The organism is Mycobacterium sp. (assembly GCF_032162605.1).
GTDB lineage: Bacteria > Actinomycetota > Actinomycetes > Mycobacteriales > Mycobacteriaceae > Mycobacterium.
The window spans coordinates 19,233-31,592 of sequence record NZ_JAVROT010000114.1; the positions used below are offsets into that span (position 1 = coordinate 19,233).

Annotated in this window: 10 protein-coding genes; 7 read left to right on the forward strand and 3 right to left on the reverse strand. The window is 66.3% G+C overall.

What is annotated here, in order from left to right:
• Positions 1-26: 26 nt before the first annotated feature.
• On the forward strand, positions 27-2,648 hold the full coding sequence (locus tag QOI01_RS06990; protein ID WP_526379449.1) for a helix-turn-helix transcriptional regulator: 2,622 nt from the start codon (positions 27-29) through the stop codon (positions 2,646-2,648).
• A 49-nt stretch (positions 2,649-2,697) separates the two neighbouring features.
• Positions 2,698-3,447 (forward strand): SDR family oxidoreductase, encoded by a 750-nt coding sequence (locus tag QOI01_RS06995; RefSeq protein WP_526379450.1) that lies wholly within the window; start codon positions 2,698-2,700, stop codon positions 3,445-3,447.
• Positions 3,448-3,480: 33 nt separating this feature from the next.
• Here the strand turns inward: QOI01_RS06995 and QOI01_RS07000 are convergent, their stop codons facing one another.
• Positions 3,481-3,735, reverse strand: coding sequence for a hypothetical protein (locus QOI01_RS07000; RefSeq protein WP_526379451.1), 255 nt, complete (start codon positions 3,733-3,735; stop codon positions 3,481-3,483).
• A 186-nt stretch (positions 3,736-3,921) separates the two neighbouring features.
• On the opposite strand from QOI01_RS07000, the gene QOI01_RS07005 reads away from it, so the two are divergent.
• The 3 genes from QOI01_RS07005 to QOI01_RS07015 all read left to right on the forward strand — a co-directional run bounded on the left by QOI01_RS07005 (position 3,922) and on the right by QOI01_RS07015 (position 6,132).
• Positions 3,922-4,233 carry a helix-turn-helix transcriptional regulator gene (locus tag QOI01_RS07005; protein WP_526379452.1) on the forward strand — a complete coding sequence of 104 codons (312 nt, stop codon included), beginning with the start codon at positions 3,922-3,924 and terminating at the stop codon, positions 4,231-4,233.
• Entirely contained in the window at positions 4,208-4,762 is a 555-nt protein-coding gene (locus tag QOI01_RS07010) for a hypothetical protein (RefSeq protein WP_526379453.1), read from the forward strand. The genes QOI01_RS07005 and QOI01_RS07010 overlap by 26 nt, the downstream gene beginning before the upstream one ends.
• An 80-nt stretch (positions 4,763-4,842) precedes the next feature.
• The gene (locus tag QOI01_RS07015) at positions 4,843-6,132 is read left to right on the forward strand and encodes an NtaA/DmoA family FMN-dependent monooxygenase (protein WP_526379454.1); all 1,290 of its coding nucleotides are present in this window, start codon (positions 4,843-4,845) and stop codon (positions 6,130-6,132) included.
• A gap of 65 nt (positions 6,133-6,197) precedes the next feature.
• Here QOI01_RS07015 and pgi read toward each other — a convergent pair whose 3' ends face one another.
• Positions 6,198-7,865, reverse strand: a complete 1,668-nt coding sequence (gene pgi / locus QOI01_RS07020; RefSeq protein ID WP_526379455.1) for a glucose-6-phosphate isomerase — start codon at positions 7,863-7,865, stop codon at positions 6,198-6,200.
• 49 nt (positions 7,866-7,914) lie between these two features.
• On the opposite strand from pgi, the gene QOI01_RS07025 reads away from it, so the two are divergent.
• Positions 7,915-9,363, forward strand: coding sequence for an NAD-dependent succinate-semialdehyde dehydrogenase (locus QOI01_RS07025; protein WP_526379456.1), 1,449 nt, complete (start codon positions 7,915-7,917; stop codon positions 9,361-9,363).
• A gap of 21 nt (positions 9,364-9,384) precedes the next feature.
• On the opposite strand, the gene QOI01_RS07030 is transcribed toward QOI01_RS07025, so the two are convergent.
• Entirely contained in the window at positions 9,385-9,705 is a 321-nt protein-coding gene (locus QOI01_RS07030) for a chorismate mutase (protein ID WP_526379457.1), read from the reverse strand.
• 200 nt (positions 9,706-9,905) lie between these two features.
• On the opposite strand from QOI01_RS07030, the gene QOI01_RS07035 reads away from it, so the two are divergent.
• Complete coding sequence (locus QOI01_RS07035) at positions 9,906-12,227, forward strand: UvrD-helicase domain-containing protein (protein ID WP_526379458.1); 2,322 nt, start codon at positions 9,906-9,908, stop codon at positions 12,225-12,227.
• Positions 12,228-12,360: the final 133 nt, after the last annotated feature.

Genomic DNA, 12,360 nt, shown 5'->3' on the forward strand with positions numbered 1-12,360 from the left:
GGCTCGGAGAGAGTTATAGTCCGCCGGTGGGCGGTGGGGATCCCTTGACTGGACGCGACGGTGAGCTGGCATTGATTCGCCGCGCGCTGGGCGGCATCGGGGGCTACTCCGGTGTCGCGATCGTCGGAGCCGCGGGAGTTGGCAAGACCCGGCTCGCCCGTGAAGTCGTCGGTAGTGCCGCCGCTGCCGGCGAACGTACGAAGTGGATCGTCGGCACCAACTCTGCGCGGCAGATTCCGTTCGGCGCCTTCACCTCGTCGATGGGCGAGGGCATATCCGATCCGCTGTCAAACGTGCGGCGCATCATCAATTCCTTTGTTGCGCAGCAGCGAAAGGGCCGGGTTCTGATCGGCGTCGACGATGCTCACCTCCTCGATGGGCTGTCCGCCCATGTCGTGCATCAACTGGCTCAGTCGCGGGCCGCGCGACTGGTGGTCACGCTGCGGACGGGTGGAACGGAGCCGGACGCGGTGACCGCGCTGTGCAAGGACGGGTTGCTCGCCAGGCTCGACCTCGAGCCGCTGTCTCTGGGCGCCACCCGCATCGTAATCGAGGCAACCGTTGGTGGGCCGGTGGATTCCCATAGTGCCCAACGATTTTGGAAGCTCACCGGCGGCAATGCGCTGTTCCTGAGACAGCTGCTGAAGGACCAGGTTGCGGCGGGACGCCTGCAACGGGCAGCAGGCGTGTGGATGTGGGACGAGGACGTCGCGGTGTCACCCAACATCGGCGACATGGTGGGCGGCCAGCTGAGCCTGCTGACGCCGGAACTGTCGCTCGTCGTCGACACACTGTCGCAGTGCGAGCCGCTCGACGTTGAGCTGTTGTGCGATCTCGCGTCCCGCCGCGATCTCGAGGTCGCCGAGCGGATGCATCTGGTCACCGTCGAGCGGACGGGCGGGACCGTGTCGGCTCGGCTGGCGCACCCGCTGTTCGGTGAGATTCGGCGGGCGACCGCCGGTGAAATGTACCTATCCCGGATCCGAGGGAGGTTGGCACAGCGGCTGGCGAGGGATGACGACCGCGACATGCAGGCGACGGTGCGAAGAGCACTGCTGGCACTGGAATCGGATCTCGCCCCCGACCCAGGGTTGTACTTGGAATCGGCCCGGTTCGCGATGACCCTGCTCGATCTGCAGTTGGCCGAGCGCTTCGCCGCCGCCGCTGCGAAATGTGGGTTCGCCGAGGCCGCTTCCGTCCGGGCGATGAACATGGTTCTCCTAGGACGCGGTGAGCAGGCCGAGACGCTGCTGCGCGAGATGAGTGAGGACGGTCCGGACAGCCACGGATGGGCCACGGTTCGGGCGGCCAACCTGATCTGGATGCTTGGCAGACCTGGCGAGGCCTCGGCAATCCTCGACGAGCTCAGCGCTCAGGACGAGTCGCCGGCGGAGTGGGCTGAGCGGTCGGCGGTCGAAGCCTGTGTCGACGCGGTGTCCGCGCGCTGTGAAGCCGCGGCCGTGAAGGCGCGGGCCGCGTTGCAGTTCGAGATGCTGCCGGACTTTCACGCGATGATGGCGTCCCTGGCGCTGGTGATGGCCGAGGGCGCGCTCGGTGAGGTCGATGGGGTGTCCGACGTCTTCTACCGCGCACTGGAGATGGCCACCAACTCCTTCCAGGCGTCGCACATGAGGTTCTGGCTGGGCAGCGTCTACGCCAGGGCATGCCGGTTGACCGGCCGTCTTGACGACTGCGTGGAATCGGCGAAGCAGTTGGCCGACTCGGCACGCGATGTGCCCGGTCTTGCGTACGCCAATCTGTCGTTCCTGCTGGGCCATGCCGAACTGGTTGGTGGCGATCTCCTCAGCGCGGTCAAGATCCTGCACGAGGCGCTTGCAGGAGTCGAGAAGCACGGCGTCACAACGGGTTTGCATCCCGCGAGTTGCTTCGCGCTGGCCGAGGCACATGCAAAGCTGGGACAACCGGTCGAGGCGATGTCGGCGCTGTCGGAGGCGCGGCAGTGCGTGCCCTCGGACTACCTGTTCATGCAGACCGGGCTGTGTCAGGCGACGGGGTGGGCGCTGGCGGCCAGTGGGTCGCTGGCCGAAGCCGTCGCGGCCGTGCACGAGGGTGCGGTGGAAGCGCGCGACCGCGGTCAGCCGACGCACGAGCTCGCCCTGCTCCAGGCGGCGGTTCAATGGGGTGACGCATCCGGCGCGGCGCGGGCGCGTGAACTGGCCGACGCCCTGGCGCTACCTCTGGCCGATGCCGTCGCCGGCCACGCGGAGTCATTGCTGGCCGGTGACGGCGACGGGTTGCTCGACGCGGCGGCCAGGTATCGGGCGATCGGTGACCGGGCGACAGCCGCGGACGCTGCTGCCCAGGCAGCAGTCGCGTTCGCTTCGGGGTTGCAGGGCAAACGCGGGCGCTACGCGGCAGCCCTGGCGCAGGAACTGGCCGACCAGTGCGGCGGGCTGTGCACGCCCGCACTTCGCACGCCGGTGACGGCGTCGCCGTTGACGGGTCGCCAGCGTGAGATCGCCGAGTTGGTCGCCGCAGGGTTGTCCAACCGGGACATCGGCGACCGACTGAAGATGTCGGTGCGCACCGTGGAGGGGCATCTGCTTCGCGCGTGCAATCGGGTCGGAGCTGGGTCGCGTGCGGAGCTGGTCGCGATCATGCGAGGTGGTCCCGGGGGACCTCGTTGAACATCCGACCGGTTGGTTGACGTCTGTCGAGTTTGGCTACGCTGCACCGATGACTCGGCAGAAGATCCTGATCACCGGCGCCAGCTCGGGCCTCGGTGCGGGCATGGCCCGTCGGTTCGCCGCCAAGGGACGCGACCTCGCTCTGTGTGCTCGCCGAACCGACAACCTCGAGGTGCTCAAGGCCGAACTGACCGCCAGGCACCCCGGTATCACCGTCGCCGTGGCCGCGCTCGACGTCAACGACCACGAGGCCGTGCCGAAGGTGTTCGCCGAGCTGAGCGACGAGCTCGGCGTCGTCGATTGCGTCATCGTGAACGCGGGCATCGGCAAGGGCTACCCGCTCGGCGGTGGCAAACCCTGGGCGAACAAGGCCACCATCGAGACCAATCTCGTTGCGGCGCTGGTGCAGATCGAGACGGCGCTCGAGATGTTCAAGAGGGCGGGCGCTGGGCATCTGGTCCTGGTGTCCTCGGTGCTCGGCAACAAGGGCGTGCCGGGACACAAGGCTGCCTACGCGGCGAGCAAGGCGGGCGTGACGTCACTCGGTGAGTCGCTGCGCGCCGAATACCCGTCTGGGCCCATCAAGGTCACCGTGCTGGAGCCCGGCTACATCGAATCGGAGATGACCGCCAAGTCGAACTCCACGTTGCTCATGGTCGACAACGAGACCGGCGTGAAGGCCATGGTCGAGGCGATCGAGAGGGAGAAGGGTCACGCCGTCGTCCCCGCTTGGCCGTGGTGGCCGCTGGCGGAGTTGATGAAGGTGCTCCCGCCCCGCTTCACCAAGTACTTCGCATGACGCGCCCCTGGCGATTCGTGTGCATCCCGATGCCTACGCCAGGGCCAGTTGGCTCGCGTTGAGAGCGCTGTTGATCGAGACCTTGGCAAGCAGGCCGGTAGCGGCGACGGCATCGCCGATCAGGTAGCGGCCGTGGCCTTGATTGATTGCCGGCCTGTCGCGCCAGGTTTGGCCGGGCAGGTCCAGGGCTCCGGTGCGGTTGTTGGCGGAGTGTTCGCGGCGCCAGGTCAGGCGCTGGCGCCACTCGGGGTATGCCAGATCGAACACTGCTTCCAGCCGAGCCGTCACCGACCACCGTTATCGTCGCCGAGGATGCCACTGTTGCCTCTATTCTCGGGCGGCTACGCCTACCGCCGCGTCCTACTGACGGTAGGACGCGGCACAGCGAAGTGAAGGTGCCCCGATCTGCGTCGACAACACACAGGTCCGCCACAACGGGTGACACATCGTTGGGTTTTCCCAATAATTAGTTGTATGAGTCCGGTGAGACGTGGAGAAAATCTCCCCATCCACAACCGCATCGGCGTGCTGCGTGCCGAGCGACGGATGACGCGGGCGGCGCTCGCGGCGTTGATCAACGTCAACCCGCAGACCGTGGGTGCGCTGGAGCGGGGCGATCACTATCCGAGCCTCGATCTGGCGTTTCGGATTTGCGATGTCTTCGACCTGCCGGTCGAGGCGGTGTTCGCGCGCGAGACGTTCACCCCACTGTCGGCCGAGCTCTACGGAAGAAGAAGTCGGACGGAAGGGAGCGATACAAATGTCCAACTCCACCTCGCAGACTGAACTGACACTCCTCGACAGGTACCAGCACTACCGCATCCGTCGGTTCCTCAAGCACGAGCGCACCTACGCCACGTCGCTACCGGGCTGGCGGAACCGACGCAGGCGCCGGATGCTGGTCGTCGGGTTGGCCACCACCTTCACGTTCATGGCGTTCGTCGGCGTGTTGTGCGCGCTTGGTGTGAAATGGGCTCCGCTGCTGTGGCTTCCGGCCTGCGTCGTGTTCTTCCCGATGTGGATTGCGTTGCAGATCGTGTCCGGCCGCCGTGGAGATGCGCCGGAGGCCGCGCTCGACGAGTACGAGATCGCCCAGCGCAACAGCGCACGCTCGATCGGCCTGACCGTGACGCAGAACCTCATGATGCTGCCCATCGGCTACCTGATCTTCGGATCCGTGATCACACGCGGCACCGACGTCGACATGGCCTACGCCGGCGGGCTCATGGCCCTGACGGTGCTGCTCATCGGGGGGTGCACACCCGCGATGATCCTCGGCTGGACGAGAGCCGATCCGGACACCGACGGCTCCTGACCTTCCGTCGCGCATGGAGGTTGATGTACCTGGTACCGGCACGACACGGCTGGGTAACAGGTCGCGGCTTGTCTTGAGCCATGTTTCATCTGGGATGGTTCCTCAACTTCGTCGCCGACGAATGGAATGGCAACTGGGGCGACGGCGGCCGTGACTTCACCGGCGACTTCTACGTCGAGGTGGCGCGTGATCTCGAGCGCGCCAAGTTCGACTACGTCCTGATCGAGGACAAGCTGATGGTGTCGACGGCCTTCGGCGGCACGATGGAGCACGATCTCAAGCACGGCGTGAACCCGAAGCACGACCCGGTTCCGCTGGCCGTGCTGATGGCCAACGCCACCACGCGGCTCGGCGTCGTCCCGACGATGTCGACCAGCTTCTACCCGCCCTTCCTGCTGGCCCGGCTGTGCAGCACGATCGACCACATCGCCCGCGGCAGGTTCGGCTGGAATGTCGTCACCTCCGCCGAAGATCGATCGGCGCAGAACTTCGGACTGGACAGGCACTACGAACACGACGAGCGGTACGTACGCGCCGCCGAATACCTCGAACTGGTGACCAAACTCTGGGAGTCGTGGGAACCCGACGCGATCGAACGTGACCACATGACGGGGACGTACGCGAACTTCAAGAAGGTCCACACGATCGACTTCGAAGGCAAGTACTTCAAGTCCCGCGGGCCGCTGAACACTGCCCCGTCACCGCAGTACCGCCCGACGATCGCCCAGGCGGGCGCGTCGCCACCTGGGCGCGAACTGGCCGCCCAGCACGCCGACACCATCGTCACCCCGGCCAACGGCGTCGAGGCGATGCGCGCCTACCGTGACGACACCCACGCCAGGATGAAGGCCAACGGCCGCGATCCAGCGGACTGCAAGGTGCTGTATCTGGTCTCGCCGATCGTCGCCGACACGCACGACGAGGCGTTGGCCAAGCGGGAGCGGTGGTTCACCGATCCGCTCTACATCGAGTACATGCTGGCCGAGATCTCGTCCATCACCGAGATCGACTTCGCCCAGTTCGACCTGGACGAGCCGGTGCCGGAGGTGTGGACCAACGGCGAGCGCGGCGCCCTGGAGAGCTTCCTGTCCGGCGGCAGGGACAAGACGCTGCGCGAACTGGTCACCGGCAGCGGCATGTCCGGCAACATCCCGTTCGTCGGCACCCCCGCCGAGGTCGCGGAGGAGATGGCCGAGGTGATGGCGCAGGTCGGCGGCGACGGGTTCCTGATCACGAGTCCGGTGATGCGGCTCAACCGCCGCTACGTCACCGAGATCACCGACGGACTGGTGCCGGAACTTCAGCGGCGTGGCCTCGCCCGCAGGGAGTACACCACCACCATGCTGCGTGACCACCTCCGCGAGTTTTAACCCACGATTTCGGCGCGCCGGGTTGCGCTGAACGCAACTGAGCGCGCCGAAATCGCTAGGAGGGGTTAGGCGCTGCGGCCGCGCTCCTCGCGGTAGTGGCGCACCAGCGCGTCGGTCGAGCTGTCGGACTGCTCGGCAGGCGCGGCGTCGTCGGTGAGCACCGGCAGCAGCGAGTTCGCCTGCGTCTTGCCCAGCTCCACGCCCCACTGATCGAAGGAGTCGATGCCCCAGATCACTCCCTCGGTGAAGACCTGGTGCTCGTAGAGCGCGATCAGCTGGCCGACCACCGATGGCGTCAGCGTGGTCGCCAAAATCGAAGTGCTGGGCCGGTTTCCGGGCATCACCTTGTGCGGGACGACGTCGGCCTTGGTGCCCTCGCCCGCGATCTCGTCGGCGGTCTTCCCGAACGCCAGCACCTTGGTCTGAGCGAAGAAGTTGCTCATCAGCAGGTCGTGCATGCTGCCGGTGCCGTCGCGCGTGGGCAGGTCGTCGGTGGGCTGGGAGAACCCGATGAAGTCTGCGGGGATCAACCGGGTGCCCTGGTGCAGCAGCTGGTAGAAGGCGTGTTGTCCGTTGGTTCCCGGTTCGCCCCAATAGATTTCACCGGTCGAGGTCGTCACCGGGGTGCCGTCGCGTCGTACCGACTTGCCGTTGGACTCCATCGTCAGCTGCTGCAGATATGCCGCGAAGCGCGAGAGGTCGTTGGAGTACGGCAGCACGACGCGGGACTGCGCACCGAAGAAGTCGTTGTACCAGAGGCCGATGAGGCCAAGCAGCACAGGCGCATTGGCCTCCAGCGGCGTGGTGCGGAAGTGCTCGTCGACGACGTGGAACCCGGCGAGGAACTCGGCGAACCGCTCCTTGCCGATCACCGCCATCACCGACAGCCCGATCGCCGAGTCCACCGAGTAGCGGCCACCGACCCAGTCCCAGAAGCCGAACATGTTGTCGGTGTCGATGCCGAAGCCGTCGACGAGCTTCTTGTTGGTGGACACCGCGACGAAGTGCTTGGACACCGCGTCGTCGCCGAGTGCACCGGTGAGCCAGCGTCGGGCAGCGGTGGCGTTGGTCAGCGTCTCCAGAGTGGAGAACGTCTTGGAGGCGACGATGAAAAGCGTTGCGGCGGGGTCGAGTCCGTCGAGTTTGGCCACCAGGTCGGCGGGGTCGACGTTCGAGACGAACCGGGCCGAGATGTCCGCATCGGCGTAATGCCGCAGCGCCTGATACACCATCACGGGCCCCAGGTCGGAGCCGCCGATGCCGATGTTGACGACGGTCGTGATGCGCTCGCCCGTCGCACCCGTCCATTCACCGCTGCGCAGCCGGTCGGTGAACTCGCCCATCGAGTCCAGCACCCCGTGCACGTCGGCGACGACGTCCTGGCCGTCGACGGTCAACTCGGCGCCCTTCGGCAGGCGCAGTGCCGTGTGGAGTACCGCCCGGTCCTCGGAGGTATTGATGTGTTCGCCGGAGAACATGGCGTCGCGGCGGGCCTCGAGGTCGGCGGCCTTGGCCAGATCGATCAGCAGCTTCAGCGTCTCGCGCGTCACCCGATGCTTGCTGTAGTCGATGTACAGATCGCCGACCGTCAGCGTGAGTTCGCGACCGCGTGCGGGGTCCTCGGCAAAGAGCTCGCGGAGGTGCTTGCCGCTGATCTCATCGTGGTGGCTGAGCAAGGCGTTCCACGCGGGAGTCGCGGTGATGTCGGGAATCTCAACGGGATGGGCAGACATATCTCGACCCTAGTGCGGCACGGCTTTCGAAGGAGTAAATGATGGATGTATGGACACCGCCAAGCTCCTGTCATCAGTCCCCACCGGTCTGTGGATCGGAGGTGAGGAGCGCGACGCGTCCTCGACTTTCGACGTGCTCAATCCAGCCACTGACGAGGTTCTGCTCAGCGTCGGCAACGCCACGGCTGCGGACGGCATCGCGGCGCTGGACGCGGCCGCCGCCGTGCAGGCGGACTGGGCCGCGACCCCCCCGCGCGAGCGAGGCGAGATCCTGCGCTCGGTGTTCGAGGCGATCACTGCCCGCGCCGAGGAGTTCGCCACGCTGATGACCCTCGAGATGGGCAAGGTGCTGCCCGAGAGCATGGGTGAGGTGAAGTACGGCTCGGAGTTCTTCCGGTGGTTCTCCGAAGAAGCCGTCCGTATCAGCGGCCGCTACACCAAGGCCCCGGCGGGCACCGGTCGCATCATCGTCACCAAGCAGGCCGTCGGCCCCTGTCTGGCGATCACGCCGTGGAACTTCCCGCTGGCGATGGGCACCCGCAAGATCGGACCGGCGATGGCCGCGGGCTGCACGATGATCGTCAAGCCCGCCCAGGAAACACCGCTGACCATGCTGCTGCTGGCCAAGCTGATGGACGACGCCGGTCTGCCCAAGGGCGTGCTGTCAGTCCTGCCGACCTCGAAGCCCGGCGATCTGACGACCGCGCTGATCGACGACGGCCGGCTGCGCAAGCTGACCTTCACCGGTTCGACCGGCGTGGGCAAGGCGCTGGTCAAGCAGAGCAGCGACAAACTGCTGCGGCTGTCGATGGAACTCGGCGGCAATGCACCCTTCATCGTGTTCGACGACGCCGACGTCGATGCGGCCGTCGACGGGGCGATCCTGGCCAAGATGCGCAACGGCGGCGAAGCGTGCACGGCGTCGAACAGATTTCACGTGGCCAACGCTGTGCGCGGGGAGTTCGTCGAGAAGCTGGTCAAGCGGATGAGCGAGTTCACCCTCGGCAACGGGCTGGACGAGTCCGCGACCCTCGGTCCGTTGATCAGCGCCAAGCAGATCGCGACGGTCGAGGATCTGGTGTCGGACGCCGTGTCGAAGGGCGCCACCGTGGCGGTCGGCGGCGTGGCGCCGGAGGGCCCGGGTCACTTCTATCCCGCGACCGTGCTGGCCGACCTGCCCGCCGACTCGCGCATCCTCAAGGAGGAGGTCTTCGGTCCCGTCGCGCCCGTCATCGGCTTCGACACGGAGGACGAGGGCATCGCCGCCGCCAACGCCACCGAGTACGGGCTCGCCGCCTACATCTACACCCAGGGTCTGGATCGTGCGCTGCGCGTGGCCGAGGCCATCGAGGCCGGGATGGTCGGGGTCAACCGCGGCGTCATCTCCGACCCCGCTGCGCCGTTCGGTGGTGTGAAGGAGTCGGGTTTCGGTCGCGAGGGTGGGACCGAGGGCATCGAGGAATACCTCGACACCAAGTACATCGCGCTGACCGGCTAGCTTCGGCGTTGGAACGAAAACTCAGTGGCCCATGCGGCCGCGGCCCAGCCGGAGCAGGACCAGCGCCAGATCCTTGCCCTCGGGGCCGATCGCGGCGATGAAGCGGTCGATGACCTTCATCTCGCGGCTGTGCACGAGGCGCGTGCCGCCGGAGGCCATCCTGGCCTTGCCGATCAGCTTGGAAACCTCGGTACGACGTTGAACGGCGGTCAGGATCGTGGCGTCGAGCCGGTCGATCTCCTGGCGCAGGTCTTCGATGTCAGGGGTGGGTTCGGTTTCGACGCTCATGGCTGACTCCGCATTCTCATCTCGTGTGTGACTGTGTGGCTGATCTGGTCTCATCCGAATTCGGGCCTCACACAAGAAACGAGCCCCGGATCCGAAGCGGACCGCGGGGCTCTGGGGAAGCAGCTAGACCACGAGCACCGCAGGCCGGTACCCGTAAAAAAATCGTTGCTGCTTATTGAGCACGGATTGAGTGTGCCACCAACCTCGGCGTCGGCGCAAAGGTGTCGCAGTTCGGCGGTAGGTTTAAGGCCGATATGACGATCGCGACCGAAACTGATCAGCTCCTCGAGGGGCTCAACCCAGAGCAGCGCAAGGCGGTGCGCCACGAAGGCTCGCCGCTGCTGATCGTCGCGGGCGCGGGTTCGGGCAAGACGGCGGTGCTGACCCGCCGCATCGCCTACCTGTTGGCTGCCCGCGACGTCGGCGTCGGGCAGGTACTCGCCATCACGTTCACCAACAAGGCCGCCGCCGAGATGCGCGAGCGGGTCGTCGACCTGATCGGCCCGCGGGCACGGTCCATGTGGGTGTCGACGTTCCACTCCACGTGTGTGCGGATCCTGCGCAACCAGGCGTCGCTGCTGCCCGGCCTGAACTCCAACTTCTCGATCTACGACGCCGACGACTCGCGCCGCCTGCTGATGATGATCGCCAAGGACATGGGGCTCGACACCAAGCGCTACACCCCGCGGCTGCTCGCCAACTCGATCTCCAATCTCAAGAACGAGCTGATCGATCCCGACAAGGCCAGGGGCAACCTGGGCGGGTCCGACGGCGAGGGTGACGACCTGGCACGCATCGTCGCCGAGGCGTACGCCGAATATCAGCGCCGCCTGCGTTCGGCCAACGCGTTGGACTTCGACGACCTCATTGGCGAGACAGTCGCAGTGCTGCAGGCCTTTCCGCAGATCGCGCAATACTACCGGCGGCGGTTCCGGCACATCCTGGTCGACGAGTATCAGGACACCAACCATGCGCAGTACATGCTGGTGCGTGAACTCGTCGGTCACGATCTGGAGGACGGTGACGTCCCACCCGGTGAGCTATGTGTCGTCGGTGATGCCGACCAGTCGATCTACGCGTTCCGCGGCGCCACGATCCGCAACATCGAGGACTTCGAGCGCGACTACCCGAACGCCACGACGATCCTGCTGGAACAGAACTACCGGTCGACGCAGAACATCCTGTCCGCGGCCAACGCCGTAATCTCCCGCAACGCGGGTCGTCGTGAGAAGCGGTTGTGGACCGATGCAGGCGAGGGCGAGCTGATCGTCGGCTACGTCGCCGACAACGAGCACGACGAGGCCCGGTTCATCGCCGAGGAGATCGACGCGCTCGCCGACAGCGGCGAGATCACGTACAACGACGTCGCCGTGTTCTACCGCACCAACAACTCGTCACGCGCCGTCGAGGACGTCTTCATCAGGGCCGGTATCCCGTACAAGGTGGTCGGCGGCGTCAGGTTCTACGAGCGCAAGGAGATCCGCGACATCGTCGCCTACCTCCGCGTGCTGGACAATCCCGGTGACTCGGTGAGCATGCGCCGCATTCTGAACACGCCGCGGCGCGGCATCGGCGACCGCGCCGAGGCATGCGTCGCGGTGCACGCCGAGAACACCGGCGGTAACTTCAACGACAGCCTGCAGGCCGCTGCCGAGGGCAGGGTCCCGATGCTGAACACGCGCTCCGAGAAGGCCATCGCCGGATTCGTGGCGTTGCTCGACGGGTTGCGCGGCCTGCTCGGCGACGAGCTCGGCGAGCTGGTGGAGGCGGTTCTCGACCGCACGGGTTACCGCCGCGACCTCGAAGCCTCCAGCGATCCGCAGGATTTGGCCCGCTTGGACAACCTCAACGAATTGGTCAGCGTCGCACACGAATTCAGCATCGATCTGGCCAACGCGGCTGCTCTTCGTGAGGAGTCACCCGAACTTGAGGACGAGGACGTTCCCGACACCGGTGTGCTCGCCCAGTTCCTGGAGCGGGTTTCCTTGGTGGCCGACGCCGACGGGATACCCGAGCACGGGGCAGGCGTGGTGACGATGATGACGCTGCACACGGCCAAGGGCCTGGAGTTCCCCACCGTGTTCGTCACGGGGTGGGAGGACGGCATGTTCCCGCACATGCGAGCTCTCGGCGATCCCCTCGAACTGTCCGAGGAGCGGCGGCTGGCCTACGTCGGCATCACCCGGGCCCGGCAGCGGCTGTATCTGAGCCGGGCGAAGGTGCGGTCGTCGTGGGGACAGCCGATGCTCAATCCCGAATCCCGGTTTCTGCGCGAGATCCCGCAGGAGCTCATCGACTGGCGCCGGGTCGAAGCGCCGCAGTCCTCGTTTAGCGCGCCCGTGAGCGGCGCGGGACGGTTCGGTGCGCCCCGACCGTCACCGGCGCGCACGTCGGGTGCCCGCAACCGTCCGATGATCACGCTGGAGCCGGGCGACCGCGTCAACCACGACAAGTACGGGCTCGGCCGTGTCGAGGAGGTGTCCGGGGTGGGCGAATCCGCGATGTCGCTCATCGACTTCGGCAGCGCGGGCCGGGTCAAGCTGATGCACAACCACGCGCCGCTTCAGAAGCTTTAGTGTCCTGAGTCGTTTCTTCGGATGCGGTGGTTGGCGCTTCGGTGTCCGGTTAGCAGGTGGTGCCGACGTTTTCGGTGTCTGGCGGTGGGGTTGTCCACAGTCGCCGATTCATCCACGGTCTGGGGTTTTGGGG